The following is a 19,694-nucleotide window of genomic DNA, read 5'->3' as shown; positions in this document are numbered from 1 at the left end:
CCCCGCCCCGGGCCGGATCGCCGGGGGCGTCCCCGGAACGGACCAAGGGTCAGTCCTTGGCGGGGCCTTCGCCGGGGCGGTCGCCGCCCGGCGCGCCGGATCCGGTGGAATCCGTAGAGCCGGAGCGGGAGTTGGTGTCTGATTCGCTGTCGGAGTCGTACCGGGACGTGCCCTCGTCCAGCAGTGGTTCCTGGGTCTTCAGATGTGCCGGGGCGAAGGCCCGCAGAACGTGGTAGCCGGTAATCACGACGATGGTGCCGAGGGCGATCCCGCCCAGCTCGAAGTCGTCGGTGACCTTCAGCGACACCCCGCCGACCCCGATGATGATGCCCGCGGCGGCCGGGACCAGATTCAGCGGATTGCTCAGATCGACCTTGGCGTTGATCCAGATCTGGGCGCCCAGCAGACCGATCATGCCGTAGAGGATCACGGTGATCCCGCCCAGTACCCCGCCCGGGATCGCCGCGACGACCGCACCGAACTTGGGGCAGAGCCCGAAGAGCAGGGCGAAGACGGCGGCGGCCCAGTAGGCGGCGGTGGAGTAGACCCGGGTCGCCGCCATGACACCGATGTTCTCGGAGTACGTGGTGTTCGGCGGGCCGCCCACGGCGGTGGAGAGCATCGACGCCGCGCCGTCGGCCGCGATCGCGGTACCCAGCTTGTCGTCCAGCGGGTCCCCGGTCATCTCGCCCACGGCCTTGACGTGTCCCGCGTTCTCCGCGATGAGCGCGATCACCACCGGCAGCGCGATCAGGATCGCCGACCATTCGAACGACGGCGCGTGGAAGGACGGCAGCCCGACCCAGGCCGCGTCGCCGACCCCGGAGAGATCGAGCCGCCAGTGGTCCACGGCCTCACCGCCGCCCAGCGGGGAGTGGATCCGGCCGAAGACCCGGTCGAGCGCCCAGGAGAGGCCGTAGCCGAAGATCAGCCCGAGGAAGATGGCGATCCGGGAGAAGAAGCCGCGCAGACAGACCACGGCGAGGCCGGTGAAGAGCATCACCAGCAGCGCCGTCCACTGGTCCTGCGGCCAGTAGGTGCTGGCGGTCACCGGCGCCAGATTGAAGCCGATCAGCATGACCACGGCACCGGTGACGATCGGCGGCATCGCGGCATGGATGATCCGGGCGCCGAACCGGCGGACCGCCAGACCGGAGAGGAACAGTGCCACGCCGACCACGAAGACCGCGCCGGTGACGGTTGCGCTGTCGCCGCCGCCCGCCCGGATGGCCGCAGCGACGCCGACGAACGAGAGCGAGCAGCCGAGATAGCTGGGGACCCGGCCGCGGGTCGCCAGCAGGAAGATCATGGTGGCGACGCCGGACATCATGATCGCGAGATTGGGGTCGAGCCCCATCAGTACCGGGGCTACGAAGGATGCCCCGAACATCGCGACCACGTGCTGGGCGCCGAGCCCCGCGGTCCGCGGCCAGGAGAGCCGTTCGTCGGGGCGGACGACGGCACCCGGAGCGGGGGTCCGCCCGTCGCCGTGCAGGGTCCAACGCACGCCGAGGTTCACCGGGCGGCTCCACTTCTCACAGGGTTCGGTCCGAGGGGACCGGAGCGCGCGGCCGGGACGGTCGTCCCGGGGCGACGGCCCGGTCGATCGGTGCGCTGTCGCGGCCGATCGGCGCCATGGTAGTGGCACTTTTCGGCCGTTCGGCGCACGGCCGTGAACCGGGCGGCCCGCCGGGGCCGTTCTCCGGCCGCGGGCCACCCGGGAACGGCCGGAGTGCTTCCCCGAGGCCGGTGCCTGACGGGCCGTACGCGTCACCGGGGCCGGGACCTGGTCCCGTACGGCCGCGATCCCGGGCCCTGCTCCCGGCCGCGGGCCCGGCGGTACGGACGACGGCTGGCCGAAAACCCCCGTACCGAGGAGACGGCGAGCCGCGGGGGAGGGGGAGTGCGGCCCCGGACGGACGGGTGGCAGTGGGCCCGTCCGGGGCCGGATCGGGGGGCGGCGCCCAAGGACGCCACCGGGTGCCGGATGCCGCGTCGTCGTACCACCGCGCGGCAATCCCCTCAGGGCTGTCCCGTAATCCCCGGCGGGCGCACGACGACGGCTACGGCACTTCGCCGCGTTGTCGAATCGTCCGAATACGCCCAGTACGAGGACGACTCTCGCGCTGTGCGACGCACCGCGTCTGACGCCGTGCGCTGATCCGCCGCGGATTACGGGACAGCCGTTAGCCGCGTGGTTCCCGGGCCGCGAGATCCGCCGGAGAGCGCTCGGCGCCGCCGCCCGCCGCCTTCTCCCGGCCCGCCGAACGGAGCACCCCGGCCCCGAGGACCAGCCCGAACGCCAGCGCCGTCACCAGACCGAAGGAGACCACCAGACTGGTCACATCCGCGATTCCGCCGATCGCCGACGGCGCGATGAGGCTGGAGGTGTAGGTGATGGTGGCGACACCCGCGATGGCCTGGGCGGGCTGCGGCCCGCTGCGCCCGGCCGCCGCGAAGGCCAGCGGTACGACCACCGCGATCCCGAGGCCGATCAGTCCGAAGCCCGCCAGCGCCGTCGCGGGATGCGGGGCCAGCACCACGAGCACCCCGCCGACGGTCGCCACCAGGCCACCCGTCCGTACCGTACGCACCGGCCCGAACCGGTCCACGATCCGGTCGCCCGCCAGCCGGGCCACCGCCATGGTCAGGGCGAAAGCCGTGGTGGAAGCGGCGGCCAGCGCGGGCGAGGTGTCCAGAACGTCCCGCAGATAGACCGCCGACCAGTCGAGGCTGGCGCCCTCGGCGAAGACGGCGCAGAAGCCTATCGCTCCGATGACCACCGCCGACTTCGGCGGGATCGCGAAACGCGGCGGCGGCTCCTCGTCCGGCTCGCTGCGGACGTCGAGGACGCCCCGGACGGCCAGTACCCCCAGTACGGTGAGGACCGCGGCGGCCAGCGCGTGATGGATCCGCGCGTCGGTGTCCAGATGCGCGGCGAGGGTGCCGCCCGCCGAACCGATCAGGGCTCCGACGCTCCACATCCCGTGCAGCCCGGACATGATGGAGCGGTCCATCCGGTGCTCGACCTCGACGCCCACCGCGTTCATCACCACGTCCGAGGTGCCGGACGTGGCCCCGTAGACGAAGAGGGCGGCGCAGAGGACCCACAGATCGGGCGCGAGCGACGGCAGCGTCAGCGCGAGCGTCCACAGAGCGAGCAGCCAGCGCAGCGCCGTGCGCGCGCCCAGCCGGTGGCTGATCGCCCCGGCGAGCGGCATCGCCAGCGACGCGCCGATCGCGGGAAAGGCGAGGGCGAGCCCGAGCTGTCCGGCGCTGACCCCGGTGTGGTCCGTGATCCAGGGGATCCGGGTGGCGAAGCTGCCGGCCACCGCCCCGTGCACACAGAACACCGCGGCGAGGGCGAACCGCGCCCGCCGCAGTCGCCCGGGGTCGAGAACCTTCGCACCCGACGCCATACGCCCACCCCTCCCGGTGACTCCGAGGCCGCGGTTCCGCAGCCTCCCGTAAACTATCAGGAAGCCTGCCTGATAATTAACCGCCTGTCATCTGTTTTTCCGCGCGCCCTCGGGGAGCCCGGCCGGGGGCCGTCCGGACGGCCCGCCGGACCGGCCGAGTCCGGTACGCCGTCCTCCGGGTTCCAGGGGCCGGGGACCCGGTCCCTCTTCCCGTACGCCTCCCTCTCTCTCCGTGACCCTTCGGCCGGGCCCGGAAACCGATCTGGAAGGATTCCGGCATGGCCGCATCCCCGAGCACCGCCCGGGTCATCAACGACCGCCTCGCCCTGGGACTCCTCCAGCGCGAAGGCCCACTGACGGCAGGTGAGCTGAAGGTTCTGACCGGTCTCTCCAGGCCGACCGTCGCCGATCTGGTCGAACGCCTCCAGGATTCGGGGCTGATCCGGATCGTCGGCGAGACCGGTGCCCGGCGCCGCGGCCCCAACGCGCGGGTCTACGGAATCGTGGCCGACCGCGCCCATCTGGCCGCCCTGGACGTCCGGACCGACGGGGTGACCCTGGTCGTCGCCGACCTCCTCGGGGCGACCATCGCCGAGGCGTCCCTGCCGATCGCCCGGGACACCCGGACCGGCCCCGCCGTCGAACGGGCGGCGGCGCTGCTGGAGGACACCGCCCGGGACGCCGGGGCCGACCGGCTGCACACGGTCGCCGTCGGCGTCCCCGGACTGATCGACCCCGGCACCGGCGAGCTGCGCGAGTCGGCGCTGCCCGGCTGGCACCGCAGCCTCGCCGGCGCGCTCCAGCAGCGGCTCTCCGCGCGGATCGTGTTGGAGAACGAGACCAATCTCGCCGCGGTCGCCGAACAGCGCTCCGGAGCCGCCCGTGACCGGGACACCTTCGCCTTCCTCTGGCTCGGCCGAGGCGTGGGCGCGGCCCTCTTCCTCGACGGCAGGCTCCGCCGGGGGGTCTCCGGCGGCGCGGGCGAGATCGGCTTTCTGCCGGTGCCCGGCACCGGCGGGCTGCCGTCGGCCTCCGGCTGCGACGGCGGATTCCACTCACTGGCCGGTTCGGCGGCGATCGGCGCCCTCGCCGCGGAGCACGGACTCAAGGCGCCCGGCGCCGCGCAGTCGAACGCGTCGGCGGTCGTCGCCGAGGCCGTGGCGGCCGGGGCCGACGGCTTCCTCGACGCCTTCGCCGACCGGGTCGCGGTCGGCGCCGCGGCCGTCACCTCGGTCCTCGACCCCGGATGCGTCGTGCTCGGCGGCGAGATCGGCCTGGCGGGCGGCGCGGACCTGGCGGCCAGGGTCGCCACCCGGCTGGCCGCCCTCAACCCCCTGCCCACGGAGGTCCGCGCCGGTGAACTCGGCGGCGCGGCCATCCTCCGCGGCGCCCTCCTCACCGCCCGCGACCACGCCCAGGAGGCCCTCTTCGCCCCGGACACGTAGCCCCCGCCCCCAGCGCCCGAATGCCCCCGCTCCACCCCCTCCGCCGTCACCAACGGCCGGGTTCGGGCGCGGGGGTCTTCAGGGGCGCGGGGAACTGCGCGAGGGACCACTTGCCTCCTCGGCCCGAGCCCCGGGGCCGGGGCGGGGGAGTGTTTTTTTTGGGGGGGCGGGGAACTGCGCGGAAGGCCACGACGGCGGGACGTCGAACCGGGCACCTGAGGAGCCACTTGCCTCCTCGGCCCGAAGGGCCGGGAGAAGCCGGGTCGCGGGGCGCGCGGGGGCGCCCCGGGCTGACCCGACTGCCCGGGGCACCCCCGCCCCCCTCCGCTCAGCGCGCGGCGTCCCCGTGGCGCTCCAGGTAGATGCCCGTGAAGACCGCCACCTTCGCCCGCAGCACCCATGGGTCGAACGGCTTCCCGATGTAGTCCACCGCGCCCGCCGCGTAGCCCCGGGCCGAGTGCTCGGGATCGGCGCCCATCGCGGTCAGGAAGATGATCGGTACGCTGCTGCTCCGGCCGCGCCGCTTGATGTGCGCCGCCGTCTCGTAGCCGTCCATCAGCGGCATCTGGACATCCATGATGATCACAGCGAAGTCGTCGTGGTCGAGCAGCGCCTTGAGCGCGTCCCGTCCCGACGAGACCGCCACCAGCTCCTGGTCCAGCGTCGACAGCACCGCCTTCATGGCCATCAGATTGTCCTTCTGGTCGTCGACGATCAGTACCTTCGGCAGGCTTCGCGCGACCGGCCCCGCCGTCGGGACCAGCGGCGGGAGACCGTCGCCGCGCTGGACCTTCTCCATGGCCTCCAGCTGCCGCTCCAGCAGCCCGCACCGCTGTTCGGCCCGGTCCCGCTGGAGCCGGGTCGCCGCCAGTTCCTCCGCCAGCCGCCCCACCTGGGCCTGGAGGGTGTCCCGTTCCCGTAAGAGATCCGATACGTCGGGGGCCGCCTCGGCCAGCCGGTCGGCCCGCTCGCGCTCGGCGCTCCGGTCCGCCTCCAGCTCACTGATGCGTACCTCCAGATCGGCGATCTGGTGCTGACGGTCCAGCAGCGCCTCGCCCAGGACGTCGCCGCGGACGGTCGAGCGGCGCGAGATCCGGTCGGCGTCGGCCAGCTGCCGCTCCAGCACCTCCACCGCCTGCCCGGGCGAGGGTGCCGAGGTCGCCAGCGCCTCCCGGTGGAGCCGGCGTACCAGCTCGACCGTCTGCGGGGTGACCGCCGTGCCCCGGTGCTCGGCGAGATCCGTGAAGAGGTCCATCACCACCTCCCACGGCGGCACCCGGGTCCCGTTGAGATAGCGGGAGAGCGTGCCGGGGTCCCGCAGCCGCCGTGCCGCGTACCGCCGTACGGAGACTCCCAGCGCCCGGAACAGCCCGCGCAGCTCCTGGGCGAGCGCCCGGGCCTGCGGAGTCAGCCCCGGGCCCAGCGCCTTCAGCTCGGTCACCCCCCGCACCCCTTCGGCCACCCCGCTCACTCCCTCAGCCACGGCCCTCGCCTCCGGTCCCGGCCCCGGCACCCGCCGTGTCCGCGCCGCCGGGCCGCTCGGCCGGTCCCACCAGCCGGTCGAAGAACGGCACCGCGAGGCCCGAGGCGGCGAGTCCGCACAGCACGCTGCGCGCCGTGCCCTCGCCCGCGACCCCGGCGAGTACCCCCGCCCCCACCCCGGCGAGTACCGCGAGCAACAGCACGAGGGTGGCTCTCAACGACAGCAGCGGGCGCTCCATGGCGTCCCTTCCTTCCTACGACGCCCCACCGGACGCGGCGGGGGCGGGCCCCTCCGGACGGGTGCCGGAAGGTGAGGCACAGCATGGGGCGCGGCCGGGGTGTTGCGCCGCCGGAGCCCGGTGACTGGCAACGACACGACCATCGGGTGTGTGCCGCCCCGTGCCGTGCAACACCGCGTCGCCGCAGGTCCGGTGGGGTTCGACAGGTCCGGCGCCGGGCCGGGGTCGCCGGTGTTGCCGTGCAACGCGCCCGGCGTCGCCCGACAACGGCCGAACTCGGTTGTGCGCCGGGGGCGTGCGGATGTGCATTACGCTCCGCTCGATCGGCGACCGAGGAGGCTGACGGGATGACGGAACCGGCGAGAGCGGTGGAAACGGTGGAAACGGCCCGAGTCGCGGGCGCGGCGGACGCGGGGGAGCCCGCCGGGCGGAACGGGACCCTGAGGTGTGCCGTACTCGACGACTATCAGGACGTCGCCCGGTCCCTCGCCGACTGGGACCGGCTCGGCGACCGGGTCGGGACCCGGTTCCTGCGCGATCCGCTGCCCACCCACGACGCGGTCGTCTCGGCCGTCGGCGACTGCGAGATCGTCGTGATCATGCGGGAGCGCACCCCCTTCCCCGCCGAACTCCTCGCCCGGCTGCCCCGGCTCCGGCTGCTGATCACCTCCGGGATGCGCAACGCGGCGATCGACCTGGCCGCGGCTGCCCGGCACGGGGTCACCGTCTGCGGCACCGCCAGCAACCCGGAGCCGCCCGCCGAACTGACCTGGGCCCTGATCCTCGGACTCGCCCGGGGCGTCGCCGTGGAGAACGCCGCCCTGCGCTCCGGCGGCCCCTGGCAGCAGACCCTCGGCGCCGATCTGCACGGCCGCCGGCTCGGGGTCCTCGGCCTCGGCAAGATCGGGACCCGGGTCGCCCGGGTCGGTGCCGCGTTCGGGATGGAGGTCGCCGCCTGGAGCCGGAACCTCGACCCGGAGCGCGCGGCGGCCGAGGGCGTGATCCCGGCCGGGTCCAAGGAAGAACTGCTGGAGACCAGCGACTTCGTCACCGTCCATCTGGTGCTCGGCGACCGCACCCGGGGTCTCGTCGGGGAGCCCGAGCTGAGGCGGATGCGCCGTACCGCCTTCCTCGTCAACACCTCCCGGGCGGGCATCGTCGACCAGGAGGCGCTGCTGCGGGCGCTGCGCGAGGGCTGGATCGCGGGCGCGGGCGCGGATGTCTTCGCCACCGAACCGCTGGCGGCGGACGATCCGTGGCGTACGGCCCCGAACTTCCTCGGGCTGCCGCACCTCGGCTATGTGACCCGGCGCAATTACGAGGGGTACTTCGGTCAGGCGGTGGAGGACGTCGAGGCGTTCCTGGCGGGGCGTCCGGTCCGGGTCCTGGGCTGACTCGGGGGCGGCGGCGAGGACGCGCCGGGACGCCCGGCGGCGGCAAGGGCCGGGACTCCGCCGCCGGGCGCAGGCACCCCGCGCGCGTGTGAGTGCGGAGTGGCGCCGACACTAAATGGACTAGACCAGTGCGTCAATAGTCCGTCCCGGCCGTTCCCGCGACGCGGGGCGCCCGGCCGCCTGCCTCCGGCTCCTCGGCGCACCGCCCCGGGATCCGGGCCCGCCCCGGCGGCCTGCTGTTGTTCCCGGCCTGCGGCCCGTGCGTGGCCGGTCGCGCGGTTCCCCGCGCCCCTGGTCGCCCTGCTCGCCGCCCCGGTGGACGACGGCCCCCTGCCAGGGGCCGGGAGTGGAAGAGCTTTTGGGGCGCGGACAACCACAGGCGGGGCGCGGGCCGGGAGCAACTCCAGGCCGCCGGGCGCGGCCCGGAAGTCCGGGGACCGGCGCGGCCTGTGAGTCAGGCCACAGCGAATCCTCCATTCGGCCCACAGTGCCCCGTGGCACACTGGGGCCTGTATCAGCAGCAGCGCACTCCGGGGTCGGTGCAATTCCGAGCCGGCGGTTAAAGTCCGCGACCCGGCCATCGCCAGTGGCCGGTTGACCAGGTGAAACTCCTGGACCGACGGTGAAAGTCCGGATGGGAGGCAGTGCGCGGCGGGCGGCCCTTCGGGCCCGTCGGCCGTACGGAGCTGATCGCCGCCCTTCTCTGGGCCGGCGGTCGCCCGTCCACGGCCCGGCGCGGCCGTGTTCACGAATGGACCGCGCGTCCTTCTGTCGTCATCGACAGGCCCCGGAGTCCGTGCCCGAGAGGCAGGAGGACCCGGTGGCGACCGCAGCCGACACCGCCGCCATGCGCCGAGCGATCGCGCTCGCCGCCCGCGGCCTCGGCTCCACGAGCCCCAATCCCGTCGTCGGCTGTGTCGTCACGGACGACACCGGCCGGATCGTCGGCGAGGGCTATCACCGCCGCGCGGGCGGACCGCATGCCGAGGTCCACGCCCTCACCGACGCCGGTGACCGGGCCCGCGGCGGTACCGCGTACGTCACGCTCGAACCGTGCGACCACACCGGACGTACCGCCCCCTGCGCCCGCGCCCTGATCGAAGCCGGGATCCGCCGGGTCGTCTACGCGGTCCCCGACCCCACCCCGCAGGCCACCGGCGGCGCCGCCACCCTGCGGGCCGCCGGGATCACCGCCGAGGAGGGGCTGCTCGGGGCCGAGGCGCGGGACGGGAACACCGCCTGGCTCACCGCCGTCCGGACCGGCCGCCCGCATGTGCTGTGGAAGTACGCCGCCACCCTCGACGGCCGGATCGCCGCCGAGGACCGCACCAGCCGCTGGATCACGTCCCCCGAGGCCCGGGCCGACGTCCACCGGCTGCGGGCCGAGGCGGACGCCGTCGTCGTCGGCTCCGGCACCCTCGCCGCCGACGATCCCCAGCTCGCGGTCCGCGGCGTCCCCGGCGCCGTCCAGCCGCTGCGGGTCGTCCTCGACAGCCGGGCCACGATCCGCCCCGGCGCCCGGGTGCTCGACGACACCGCGCCCACCCTGGTCGCCGTCGGCGAGGACGCCGACACCGGCGGGATCCTCGGGGCCGATGTCGTACGGCTCCCGGCCGCCGGCACCGGCACCGGGCTCTCCGTCCCGGCCCTGCTGGCCGAGTTGTACGGGCGGGGCGTCCGCTCCGTCCTCCTCGAAGGCGGCCCCACCCTCGCCGGTGCCTTCGTCGCGGCGGGCGCCGTCGACCGGGTCGTCGGCTATCTGGCCCCCGCCCTCCTCGGCGCCGGACCCGCCGCCCTCACCGGCGCAGGAATCGGCACGATCGCCGACGCGTTGCGTCTCGACATGACCGAGGCCGTCCGGATCGGTCCCGATCTGCGGATCACCGCCGTGCCCGCCACCACACCCAAGGAGCGCTGAGAGTGTTCACCGGAATCGTCGAAGAACTGGGCCGGGTCACCGCCGTCGAGCACCTGGGCGACGCCGCCCGCTTCCGGCTGCACGGCCCGGTCGTCACCGACGGCGCCCGGCACGGCGACTCCATCGCCGTCAACGGCGTCTGCCTCACCGTCGTCGAGACCGCCGACGGCGAGTTCACCGCCGATGTGATGGCCGAGACCCTGAAGCGCTCCAGCCTGGGCGCCCTTGAGCCCGGCGCCCGGGTCAATCTGGAGCGCCCCACTGCCGTCGGCGGACGGCTCGGCGGCCATATCGTGCAGGGCCATGTCGACGGCGTCGGCACCATCACCTCCCGTACCCCGTCCGAACACTGGGAGACCGTCGAGATCGCCCTCCCGGCCCAGCTGGCCCGCTATGTCGTCGAGAAGGGCTCCATCACCGTCGACGGGGTCAGCCTGACCGTGGTCGACGCGGGCGACGACCGGTTCACCGTCAGCCTCATCCCGACCACCCTCGCCCTGACCACCCTCGGGGTGAAGGGCCCCGGAGACCCGGTCAACCTGGAGGTCGACGTGATCGCCAAATACGTCGAGCGGCTGCTCGGCGCCCGTACCGGAACCGGGGAGAGCGCCCCGTGACCGCCTCCTGGCTGAACGCCGAGGCGTTCACCGCCTTCGGCCAGTCCATCATGTGGTCCGACATGATCGGCAATGTCATCGGACTGCTCGCCCTGGCCCTCGGCTGGCGCCGCTCCATCTGGACCTGGCCCGCCCAGCTGGCCTCCGGCGCGGTCCTCGTCACCGCCTACGCCTCCGCCCAGCTCTCCGGCGGCGTCGGCAAACAGCTCCTGGTGATCGCGGTCGCCGTCTGGGGCTGGCGGCAGTGGACCCGGGGCGAGCGGCTGGCCCGGGACGGCTCCGTCGCGGTCCGCTTCGCCACCTGGCGCGAGCGCGCCCTCCTCGCGGGCGGCGCGGCCGTCGGCACCGCCGCCGTCGGCGGGCTCTTCACCCTCTACCCGTCGCTCTCCTGGAGCCCCTGGGCCGATGCCTACATCTTCGTCGGCACGGTCGTCGCGATGATCGCCCAGGCCCGCGGACTGGTCGAGTTCTGGTTCGCCTGGCTCCTGGTCGACATCGTCGGCGTACCGCTCGCGTTCAACAGCGGGCTGGCCTTCTCCGGCCTGGTCTACCTGATCTACTTCGCCCTCGTCCTGTGGGGACTGCGCGACTGGTGGCTGCGCTCCCGTACCCCCGTACCGGAAGGAACACCGGCATGATCCCGGCACCCACGTGGTACTCCACCGACAATGTCGAGGACTTCGCCCTCGACCCCGTCGAACAGGCCGTCCGCGAGATCGCGGCGGGCCGCCCGGTCGTGGTCGTCGACGACGAACGCCGGGAGAACGAGGGCGATCTCGTCATCGCCGCCGAGAAGGCCACCCCCGAGATCGTCGCCTTCATGATGCGGGAGTGCCGGGGGCTGATCTGCGCCCCGATGGAGAGCGACGAACTCGACCGGCTCGACCTCCCGCAGATGGTGGAGCGGAACACCGAGTCGATGCAGACCGCGTTCACCGTCTCCGTCGACGCCGCGCCCCGCTACGGCGTCACCACCGGCATCAGCGCCGCCGACCGCGCCACCACCCTGCAACTGCTGGCCTCCGGCACCGTCGAACCGTCCGACCTGGTCCGGCCCGGCCATGTCTTCCCGCTCCGGGCCAAGCCCGGGGGAGTGCTCGCCCGCCCCGGCCACACCGAGGCCGCGATCGACCTGGCCCGGCTCGCCGGACTCCGCCCCGCCGGGGCGATCGTGGAGATCGCCGGTGCGGACGGGGTGATGCTGCGGCTGCCCGAGCTGATCCCGTTCGCCCGGCGGCACGGGCTGACGATCATCTCCATCGAGGACCTCATCGCGTACCGCAAGGCCACCGAACCCACCGTCCTGCGGGAGGCCGAGGTCGATCTGCCCACCGCCTTCGGCCGGTTCACCGCCTACGGCTACCGCTCGGTCCGCGACGGCGTCGAGCACGTCGCCCTGGTCCACGGCGATCTCTCCGACGACCCCGACGACGTCCTGGTCCGGGTCCACTCCGAATGCCTGACCGGCGACGTCTTCCACTCCCTGCGCTGCGACTGCGGCCCCCAGCTCCAGGAGTCCCTGCGGCGGATCGCCGACGAGGGCCGGGGCGTCGTGGTCTACCTCCGCGGCCACGAGGGCCGCGGCATCGGGCTGCTGCCCAAGCTGCGCGCGTACGAACTCCAGGAACGCGGCGCCGACACCCTCGACGCCAATCTGGAACTCGGCCTCCCCGCCGACGCCCGGGACTACGCCGCCGGGGCCGAGATCCTCGCCGACCTCGGGGTCCGCGGACTGCGGCTGATGACCAACAACCCCGACAAGATCAGCGCCCTCGCCGGCCTCGGGCTCACCGTCCACGGCCGGGAGCCGATGCCGGTCCAGGCCGGTGAGCACAATCTGCGCTATCTGCGGACCAAGCGCGACCGGATGGGTCACGACCTGCCCTGGCTCGACCCCTCCGCCGTCTCCGCCTGCGGCAATCAGTGACCCCTTCCGTACCACCGGCTCCATCCGTTCCACTGGTACCGGATACCGGGTACCGGATCGGCCGAACCAGTCGAAACCAGGCGGATCGGCCGAACCATCCGTACCTCCGCACCACAGGCATGACCCGTTCCACCCGATCGATCCATCCGACCTCCCGAGGAGAAGCGTGAGCGGCAAGGGCGCACCCGAACTGTCCGTACGGAACTGCGGAGACCTCCGGGTCGCCGTCATCGCGGCCCAGTGGCACGAGAAGGTCATGGACGGCCTCGTCGACGGCGCCCTGCGCGCCCTGCGCGAGCTGGGCATCGACGAACCCACCCTGCTGCGGGTCCCCGGCAGCTTCGAGCTGCCCGTGGTCGCCAAGGTCCTCGCGGGCCGCGGCTATGACGCCGTCGTCGCCCTCGGCGTCGTCATCCGCGGCGGCACCCCCCACTTCGACTACGTCTGCCAGGGCGTCGCCCAGGGCCTCACCAAGGTCTCCGTCGACACCGGGGTGCCCATCGGCTTCGGCGTGCTGACCTGCGACACCGAGGAGCAGGCCCTCGACCGGGCCGGGCTGCCGGGATCCCGCGAGGACAAGGGCCACGAGGCCGTGACCGCCGCCGTCGCCACCGCCGCGACGCTCCGTTCGGTGAGCGAACCCTGGCGCTGAGCGGCCCCCCGGACCCCGTACCCTGAGACCATCATGGCGAACACGACCCGCAAAAGCTTCGAAGAACTCTTCGCCGAGCTGCAGCAGAAGGCGGCGACCGGCGACCCCGCGACCTCCCGCACCGCCGAACTGGTCGGCAACGGCGTCCATGCCATCGGCAAGAAGGTCGTCGAGGAGGCCGCCGAGGTGTGGATGGCCGCCGAGTACGAGAGCAAGGAAGCCGCCGCCGAGGAGATCTCCCAGCTGCTCTACCACGTCCAGGTGATGATGGTGGCCAAGGGGATCTCCCTCGACGACGTCTACGCCCATCTCTGAGCCGGGCCGTCGCCCGCCGGCGGGCCGGGGGCCGTCCCCCGGCCCGTTCCGCTCACCCGAGCCCGTGCCCCGGTCCTGAATCCAGAAGCCCCGAAGTCCTGAACTCCCGAAGTTCCGAAGTCCCGTAATCCCGTACGTCACGTAAGGAAGCCGATCCCATGCTGCGCATCGCCGTCCCCAACAAGGGCTCACTGTCCGCACCCGCGGCGGCGATGCTCCATGAGGCGGGCTACCAGCAGCGCAAGGAGTCCAAAGAGCTGGTGCTCGTGGACCCGGAGAACGAGGTGGAGTTCTTCTACCTCCGCCCGCGCGATATCGCGATCTACGTCAGCTCCGGACGGCTCGACATCGGCATCACCGGCCGTGATCTGCTGCTGGACTCCGGCGCCGACTCCGAGGAGATCCTCGAACTCGGCTTCGCCCGCTCCACCTTCCGCTACGCCACCCGGCCCGGCACCGCCGGCGGCCCGCAGGACTTCGGCGGGATGACGGTCGCCACCTCCTACGAGGGCATCGTCGCCCGGCACCTGGCGGAGAACGGGATCGACGCCTCCGTCGTCCACCTCGACGGCGCCGTGGAGACCGCGATCGAGCTGGGCGTCGCCCAGGTCATCGCCGATGTGGTGGAGACCGGTACATCGCTGCGGAACGCCGGTCTGGAGGTCGTCGGCGACCCGATCATGACCTCCGAGGCCGTGGTGATCCGCCGCCGCGGCGCGGGCACCGACGACCCCAAGATCCAGCAGTTCCTCCGCCGCCTCCAGGGCGTCCTGGTCGCCCGCGCGTACGTGATGATGGACTACGACTGCCGGGTCGAGCACCTGGAGCAGGCCGTCGCCCTCACCCCCGGTCTGGAATCCCCGACCATCTCCCCGCTGCACCACGAGGGCTGGGTCGCGGTCCGCTCGATGGTCGCCGCCAAGGAGGCCCAGCGGATCATGGACGACCTCTACGACCTGGGCGCCCGCGCCATTCTCACCACCGCCATCCACGCCTGCCGGCTCTGAGGAACCCCGTGACCATGTCCGCATCCGCGTCGTCCGCCCCCGCCCCGGCCGGGCCCGCCGGGCCGCCCGAGCTCCCGGTCACCTTCCGGCCCCACCGCACCCGGATCGTGCTGCTCTCCGTCGGCGCGGTGATGTTCGCCGTGATCGCCGGGACCGGACTCGTCCTGGAGAAGCTCAGCCTCGGCGAGCGGATCAGCTTCGTCACCACCGCCGCGGCCTTCCTCTTCGTGCTCTGGCTGCTGGCCCGCCCGAAGGTGGTCGCCGACGACGAGGGTGTCACCGTCGTCAACTTCACCCGCACCCGCAGGCTGGCCTGGGCCGAGATCGTCCGGGTCAATCTCCGCCGGGGCGACCCCTGGGTCTTCCTCGACCTCAGCGACGGCAGCAGCGCCCCGGCCCTCGGCATCCAGCCCGGCATCGCCCGGGAGCAGGCCATCGCCGACGCCCGCGCCCTGCGCGCCCTGGTCGAGGCCAGGAGCACCGCCGGGACCGAGTGACCGTACGCCCCCGGTACGATCCCCCGGGCCCGGGGGATCGTACGACCCCGGGACCGGACGGTACGGCCCCGGGAGACGCCCCGCTCATGGCGCGGGCGGCTCCCCGGGGCCCCGGTCCAGCGGTCCGCGCCCCGACAGCACCTCGCCGTACGCCTGCATCAGATCCGGCAGCCGCAGCGTCGACAGATCCTCCCGGGTCGGGGTCCCCGGATAGCCGGAGAGCCGCAGATCCCGGTAGGCACAGCTCTTCTCGTAGAGCGTCCGCAGAAAGCGGCCGTTGCCCAGCTCGTCGACCCACCGCTGGTCGACCACGTGGCCGCAGATGGAGCGCAGCTCCTCCACCGCCTCCTCGTCCCACCCGTCACCGTTCTCGGCCGCCAGCACCTCACCGATCCGGGTCAGTTCCAGCGGCCGGTACGAGGGGAAGTCGACCCGGGTGGTGAACCGCGACGCCAGTCCCGGATTGGCGGCCAGCAGCCGGTCCATCCCCTCGGGATAGCCCGCCAGGATGACCACCAGATGGTCCCGGCTGTCCTCGGCCCGTTTCAGCAGCACCTGGAGCGCCTCGTCGCCGTAGGCGTCGCCTTTGGCGTAGCCGGAGTTCGAGAGGCTGTACGCCTCGTCCACGAAGAGCACCCCGCCGAGCGCCGAGTCGATCAGCTCATTGGCCTTCACCGCCGTCTGGCCCAGGAACTCGCCGACCAGATCGGAGCGCTGGGCCTCCACGAGATGGTCGCCGCCGAGCAGCCCCAGCGCGCAGAAGACCCGGCCCAGTATCCGGGCGACCGTGGTCTTCCCGGTCCCGGAAGGGCCCGAGAAGACGAAGTGCCGCTTCGGCGGCTGGACGGGCAGCCCCTGGTCGGCCCGCAGCCGGGCCATCTCCAACTGCGCCGAGAGCGCTTTGACCTGCCGCTTCACCGGCTCCATCCCCACCATGCGCTCCAGCTCGGCCAGCGCCTCGGCGAGCAGCGCCGGGTCGGTGGGTCCCGAGGGGCAGGGGGGAGCCGGGGCCGGGGCCGACCGCGTGCCGCCCGGCGGCTGCGGTCCCGGGGCGGGCACCGGGGGCGACACCGTGCCGGACGGCTGGGCGGCCGCCGGGTCGGTCCCCGCCCGGGGGCCGTCCGGGGCGGTTGTGTCGGCCTCCGCGTCCGCGGTCTCCTGTCCCGGCCCGTAGCCGGCCAGGGAGACCGCGAGACCGGCCCCGGAGGGGGTGTCGTAACCGGCGGCCAGGGCGGCGGCGACCCCGTCGCCCCCCAGTGGATCCAGCGGGTCCATCCCGTCGTACTCGGCGATCGCCGCCAGCCGGGCGGAGGTGTCCATGAAGCCCGGATCGACCCGGTGCACGGCCCGGTACAGCGGCAGGGCCGCCGCCGTCCGCCCGGTGCCCTCATGGGCCCGGGCCAGCCAGTACCGCAGCTCCTTGCGCTGCGGCTGCTCGCTGCGGCAGCGCATCAGCGCCGTCGACAGCAGCGGCTCGGCCTGTCCGTACATCTCCAGCCTGACCCGGGCCATCCCGGCGAAGAGACCCGCCTCGATCCCCAGCAGCGGATCGTTCACCAGCGGCTCCGTATGCCGCACCAACTGTTCCCAGTCCTTGACCAGATAGGCGCGGCAGGCGTGCAGAAAGCGCACCTGGGGATCGGTGTCGACCGGCGGCAGCCCGGCGAGGGCGCGGTCCAGTTCCGGTACGTGGCGGCCGTCGAGCCAGTGCGAGGCGTGCGCCAGCAGCAGATCCCGCGGGCTCTCCAGCACCGGCTGCACCCACCAGCCGAGCCAGTACCAGGAGTTGAGCGTCCGGCGGTGGCGGGCGCGCTGTTCGCCGAAGCGGTCCCGGGCGCGGTACATCCGCAGCAGGGCGTCGGTGGTGTCGACCCGCAGGGCGTGCAGCCCGAGCCAGCCGTCGGCCATTCCGGGATCGAGCCGGACCGCGGCCCGGAACTCCTCCTCGGCCTGGGGATAGGCGCCCATCGTGTACGCGTCCACTCCGCGTACCCAGGCGAGATCGGCCGGGGCCGGAGCGCCCTGCGTGCCGAGGTCCATCAGGTCCCCCATAAGTACACCGACTGAACCGCCTCGGCGCCGGACGACGCCGACCTACGGGGACGGGAAGCGGTCCCACGCGAGGGAATCGTACCCGCGCGCGGTCACCGGGCTTAAGGGCACGGAACCCATCGCGCGGCGGTGACCGAGGGTTAGGGCACCCGGGCGACGGATGGCGCGGGAGGGGCGGCCGAGGGCAGAACGAAGCCCCCGATCACGGGGGAACAACCGGGGGCTTCGCGTCTGCGGCGGCTCGGAAAGCCGCACATTGAGAACGTAAGACCTGTACACCCCCCGGGTCAAGCGGAGTTCAGGCACTCGTGAGGCGGATTCCCGACACCTTTGTACGACCGGGAGCGATGGTCACCCTATGTGATGAAGTGATGCTCTCATGCGGTCGCGGAGGGTCCCGGGAGCACCCGGTATCCCTCATGGCACTCCCGTATCAGAGTGTCGGCATAGGGGCGGGACGGATCGGCCAGGAAATGACCGGTCTCGGCCACGGTCCAGGAGTCCCAGAAGGCCGAAAGTCCGATGCCGTCCCGGTCGCGGCCCCGGGGCCAGGACTCCTCGGGCGCCCGTTCCATCCAGAGCAGCCGGGCCAGCCGGGGCCGGAGCGCGGCCCGGCCCGCGCCGACGCCCTCGATCAGGATCACGGGGGAGGGCGGCAGGGCGCGTGGCGCGGTGAAACGGCGCGTGTTCCAGTCGTACGGCTCGTAGTGCGCGCGCACGCCCCGCGAGAGGGGTTCGATCACCTGGTCGAGCAGTCGCCCGGTCCAGTCGAAGTACGCCTCGTGACTGGCGAGGTCGTCGAGACGGAGCACCCCGACCGGGGTGTCCGTACCGCCGGGCGCCCGGGCGGCGAGCGCCGCCGCGAACCGTCCGGTGAAGGTGCTCTTGCCGGATCCGGCGTGGCCGTCGACCGCGACCAGCCGGACCGGGCCGCAGGACGGCTCCGCCGCGTACACCTCCCCGGCCAGCCGGTCCAGCGTGTGATCCATGGGTCCAGCCTAAACGTGGCCGGTGGCGGGGGAGCGGTCGCCAGTGGTCCGACCAATGTTGGTGCGCGGCCCGGGCCCCGGAACGCTGGCCCCGGGGGCGGCGGCCGGGTGATAGTGGGCCCGTCGCGGTCCGGCGGACCCGGTCCGGCGGATCTCGCCGACACCGGGAGCCCCACCGGTCCACCGATGAATCCCGCTCCGCCGCCGGTCGTTCCGGGTTCCGTTTCCACCCGGCCGTCCCGGCGTTCGTCAGCGCCGTCTCCGGCGGCGCGTCCGACTTTGGGGGTCACCATGGCCAGAGCCACCACGCGCAGGACCGTGCTGGGCGCCGCGATCGCGGCCGCCGCCGGCGCGGGGGCCTTCACCGCCGCCACCCGGGCCGCGGCCCTGCCCGCGCCGTCCACCGCCCCGGCGTCCCCCGCCGCCGCTTCCGCGCGGACGGCCCGGCTCGTGGACAACCGTTTCTGGACCTCCTACACCGACTGGCGCCGCGGGGAGGCCGACGGGGCCCGGGTCGTCGCGGGCCGCCGCCCCGGTATCGCGTTCGGCCGGCCGGCCGGGGTCGCCGACTACACCGATCCGCACACCGGTCGCTCCGAACCCTGGGAGTACGCGGTCTGGGTCTCGCCCGAGCACCGCCCCGACCTGCCGGCGACCGAGATCATCCCCTCCTGGAACGCCCACACCCCGGCCGGGACCTGGCTCACGGTCGAACTCCGCGGTACCTACGCCGACGGCGCGAAGACCCCGTGGTTCGTCCTGGGCCGCTGGGCCGCGGGCGACGGCGACATCCGCCGTACGTCCGTCGACGGCCAGACCGACGGCCGGGCCACCGTCTGGACCGACACCCTCTCGGTGGACGACGCGGCGAGCGGTACCCGGCTGGTGGCGTACCGGCTGCGGCTCACCCTCCACCGCAGGCCGGACAGCCGGGCCACCCCCACGGTCTGGCGGCTGGGTGCGATGGCCTCCGATGTGCCGGATCGTTTCACCGTGCCGGAGACCACCCCGGGACCCGCCCGTGAGCTGGCCGTACCGCGGTACTCCCAGAACATCCATACCGGCCGCTACCCCGAGTACGACAACGGCGGCGAGGCGTGGTGCAGCCCCACCTCCGCCCAGATGATCATCGAGTACTGGGGCCGCAAGCCCACCGCGGACGAACTGGCCTGGGTGAACCCGGCGTACGACGATCCGCAGATCTGCCACGCGGCCCGGTTCACCTACGACTACCAGTACCAGGGCTGCGGCAACTGGCCCTTCAACGCCGCCTACGCCGCGACCTACCCCGGTCTGAACGCCGTGGTCACCCGGCTCGGCTCGGTCACCGAACTGGAGCGTCTGGTCCGGACCGGGATCCCCGCCATCACCTCCCAGTCCTTCCGCGCGGAGGAGCTGACCGGCGCGGGCTACGGCACGGCGGGCCATCTGATGACCGTCATCGGCTTCACCCCCGACGGCGATGTGATCGCCAACGACCCGGCGTCCGACGACAATCCCGCCGTCCGCCGGGTCTACCGGCGCCGGGAGTGGGAGAACATCTGGCTCCGTACCAAGCGCTACGACGCGGGCGGCCGGGTCAGAAGCGGAACGGGCGGGGTCTGCTACCTCTTCTGGCCCGAGCGGCCCACCCCCGCCCAGCGCCGAGCCCTGGCCGCCCACGGCATCCACTGAGCCAGTGGCGCCCCGGCCGGTCGTCCACCCGTCCGGGCCGCCGCCGGGGCGACGGCGGCGGCCCGGT

The 19,694-nt window shown here is 73.4% G+C and carries 17 protein-coding genes and 1 riboswitch; of the genes, 11 read left to right on the top strand and 6 right to left on the bottom strand.

Annotation, left to right across the window (positions count from 1 at the left end):
- Nucleotides 1-49: 49 nt before the first annotated feature.
- Together ABZ714_RS10740 and ABZ714_RS10735 are read right to left on the bottom strand one after the other, a co-directional pair.
- On the bottom strand, nt 50-1,519 hold the full coding sequence (locus tag ABZ714_RS10740) for a solute carrier family 23 protein (RefSeq protein ID WP_358824822.1): 1,470 nt from the start codon (nt 1,517-1,519) through the stop codon (nt 50-52).
- Nucleotides 1,520-2,186: 667 nt separating this feature from the next.
- Nucleotides 2,187-3,419, bottom strand: a complete 1,233-nt coding sequence (locus tag ABZ714_RS10735; RefSeq protein WP_358824821.1) for an MFS transporter — start codon at nt 3,417-3,419, stop codon at nt 2,187-2,189.
- Nucleotides 3,420-3,697: 278 nt separating this feature from the next.
- Between ABZ714_RS10735 and ABZ714_RS10730 the strand changes: the two genes are divergently transcribed.
- Entirely contained in the window at nt 3,698-4,864 is a 1,167-nt protein-coding gene (locus tag ABZ714_RS10730) for an ROK family transcriptional regulator (protein ID WP_358824820.1), read from the top strand.
- Between the two features lie 328 nt (nt 4,865-5,192).
- On the opposite strand, the gene ABZ714_RS10725 is transcribed toward ABZ714_RS10730, so the two are convergent.
- A complete protein-coding gene (locus ABZ714_RS10725) occupies nt 5,193-6,305 on the bottom strand; it encodes a response regulator (protein WP_358824903.1) in 1,113 nt (370 codons plus the stop codon).
- Nucleotides 6,306-6,339: 34 nt separating this feature from the next.
- On the bottom strand, nt 6,340-6,585 hold the full coding sequence (locus tag ABZ714_RS10720) for a hypothetical protein (protein ID WP_358824819.1): 246 nt from the start codon (nt 6,583-6,585) through the stop codon (nt 6,340-6,342).
- Nucleotides 6,586-6,962: 377 nt separating this feature from the next.
- Here ABZ714_RS10720 and ABZ714_RS10715 point away from each other — a divergent pair, with 377 nt between their 5' ends.
- The 9 genes from ABZ714_RS10715 (at nt 6,963) to ABZ714_RS10675 (ending at nt 14,912) form a co-directional block, all read left to right on the top strand.
- Nucleotides 6,963-7,979 carry a D-2-hydroxyacid dehydrogenase family protein gene (locus tag ABZ714_RS10715; protein ID WP_358824818.1) on the top strand — a complete coding sequence of 339 codons (1,017 nt, stop codon included), beginning with the start codon at nt 6,963-6,965 and terminating at the stop codon, nt 7,977-7,979.
- A gap of 521 nt (nt 7,980-8,500) precedes the next feature.
- A riboswitch (FMN riboswitch) is annotated at nt 8,501-8,631 on the top strand.
- Nucleotides 8,632-8,799: 168 nt separating this feature from the next.
- A complete protein-coding gene (ribD, locus tag ABZ714_RS10710) occupies nt 8,800-9,897 on the top strand; it encodes a bifunctional diaminohydroxyphosphoribosylaminopyrimidine deaminase/5-amino-6-(5-phosphoribosylamino)uracil reductase RibD (protein ID WP_358824817.1) in 1,098 nt (365 codons plus the stop codon).
- A 2-nt stretch (nt 9,898-9,899) separates the two neighbouring features.
- Nucleotides 9,900-10,514 (top strand): riboflavin synthase, encoded by a 615-nt coding sequence (locus ABZ714_RS10705; RefSeq protein ID WP_358824816.1) that lies wholly within the window; start codon nt 9,900-9,902, stop codon nt 10,512-10,514.
- 50 nt (nt 10,515-10,564) lie between these two features.
- Entirely contained in the window at nt 10,565-11,152 is a 588-nt protein-coding gene (locus tag ABZ714_RS10700) for a nicotinamide mononucleotide transporter family protein (RefSeq protein WP_358824902.1), read from the top strand.
- Nucleotides 11,149-12,441, top strand: coding sequence for a bifunctional 3,4-dihydroxy-2-butanone-4-phosphate synthase/GTP cyclohydrolase II (locus tag ABZ714_RS10695; RefSeq protein WP_358824815.1), 1,293 nt, complete (start codon nt 11,149-11,151; stop codon nt 12,439-12,441). Before ABZ714_RS10700 ends, ABZ714_RS10695 begins: the two co-directional genes overlap by 4 nt.
- Nucleotides 12,442-12,607: 166 nt before the next feature.
- Nucleotides 12,608-13,093, top strand: coding sequence for a 6,7-dimethyl-8-ribityllumazine synthase (ribH, locus tag ABZ714_RS10690; protein WP_358824814.1), 486 nt, complete (start codon nt 12,608-12,610; stop codon nt 13,091-13,093).
- A 33-nt stretch (nt 13,094-13,126) separates the two neighbouring features.
- Complete coding sequence (locus ABZ714_RS10685) at nt 13,127-13,408, top strand: phosphoribosyl-ATP diphosphatase (RefSeq protein WP_358824813.1); 282 nt, start codon at nt 13,127-13,129, stop codon at nt 13,406-13,408.
- Nucleotides 13,409-13,566: 158 nt separating this feature from the next.
- On the top strand, nt 13,567-14,415 hold the full coding sequence (gene hisG, locus ABZ714_RS10680) for an ATP phosphoribosyltransferase (protein ID WP_358824812.1): 849 nt from the start codon (nt 13,567-13,569) through the stop codon (nt 14,413-14,415).
- Nucleotides 14,416-14,429: 14 nt separating this feature from the next.
- Entirely contained in the window at nt 14,430-14,912 is a 483-nt protein-coding gene (locus tag ABZ714_RS10675) for a PH domain-containing protein (RefSeq protein ID WP_358824811.1), read from the top strand.
- 84 nt (nt 14,913-14,996) lie between these two features.
- Here ABZ714_RS10675 and ABZ714_RS10670 read toward each other — a convergent pair whose 3' ends face one another.
- Both ABZ714_RS10670 and ABZ714_RS10665 read right to left on the bottom strand, forming a co-directional pair.
- The gene (locus tag ABZ714_RS10670; protein WP_358824810.1) at nt 14,997-16,952 is read right to left on the bottom strand and encodes an AAA family ATPase; all 1,956 of its coding nucleotides are present in this window, start codon (nt 16,950-16,952) and stop codon (nt 14,997-14,999) included.
- Nucleotides 16,953-17,341: 389 nt separating this feature from the next.
- Nucleotides 17,342-17,953 carry a hypothetical protein gene (locus ABZ714_RS10665; RefSeq protein WP_358824809.1) on the bottom strand — a complete coding sequence of 204 codons (612 nt, stop codon included), beginning with the start codon at nt 17,951-17,953 and terminating at the stop codon, nt 17,342-17,344.
- Nucleotides 17,954-18,244: 291 nt separating this feature from the next.
- Here ABZ714_RS10665 and ABZ714_RS10660 point away from each other — a divergent pair, with 291 nt between their 5' ends.
- A complete protein-coding gene (locus ABZ714_RS10660; protein ID WP_358824808.1) occupies nt 18,245-19,627 on the top strand; it encodes a peptidase C39 family protein in 1,383 nt (460 codons plus the stop codon).
- Nucleotides 19,628-19,694 lie beyond the last annotated feature (67 nt).

The organism is Streptomyces sp. NPDC006798 (assembly GCF_040635975.1).
GTDB lineage: Bacteria > Actinomycetota > Actinomycetes > Streptomycetales > Streptomycetaceae > Streptomyces.
This window is presented reverse-complemented; position numbering and strand designations above follow the sequence as displayed.

Coding starts and splice junctions, on each gene's coding strand:
- ABZ714_RS10735 (WP_358824821.1), bottom strand. CDS start 3,419: ATGGCGTCGGGTGCGAAGGTTCTCGACCCCGGGCGACTGCGGCGGGCG.
- ABZ714_RS10730 (WP_358824820.1), top strand. CDS start 3,698: ATGGCCGCATCCCCGAGCACCGCCCGGGTCATCAACGACCGCCTCGCC.
- ABZ714_RS10720 (WP_358824819.1), bottom strand. CDS start 6,585: ATGGAGCGCCCGCTGCTGTCGTTGAGAGCCACCCTCGTGCTGTTGCTC.
- ABZ714_RS10700 (WP_358824902.1), top strand. CDS start 10,565: ATGTGGTCCGACATGATCGGCAATGTCATCGGACTGCTCGCCCTGGCC.
- ABZ714_RS10695 (WP_358824815.1), top strand. CDS start 11,149: ATGATCCCGGCACCCACGTGGTACTCCACCGACAATGTCGAGGACTTC.
- ABZ714_RS10685 (WP_358824813.1), top strand. CDS start 13,127: ATGGCGAACACGACCCGCAAAAGCTTCGAAGAACTCTTCGCCGAGCTG.
- hisG (WP_358824812.1), top strand. CDS start 13,567: ATGCTGCGCATCGCCGTCCCCAACAAGGGCTCACTGTCCGCACCCGCG.
- ABZ714_RS10675 (WP_358824811.1), top strand. CDS start 14,430: ATGTCCGCATCCGCGTCGTCCGCCCCCGCCCCGGCCGGGCCCGCCGGG.
- ABZ714_RS10670 (WP_358824810.1), bottom strand. CDS start 16,952: ATGGACCTCGGCACGCAGGGCGCTCCGGCCCCGGCCGATCTCGCCTGG.
- ABZ714_RS10665 (WP_358824809.1), bottom strand. CDS start 17,953: ATGGATCACACGCTGGACCGGCTGGCCGGGGAGGTGTACGCGGCGGAG.
- ABZ714_RS10660 (WP_358824808.1), top strand. CDS start 18,245: ATGGCCAGAGCCACCACGCGCAGGACCGTGCTGGGCGCCGCGATCGCG.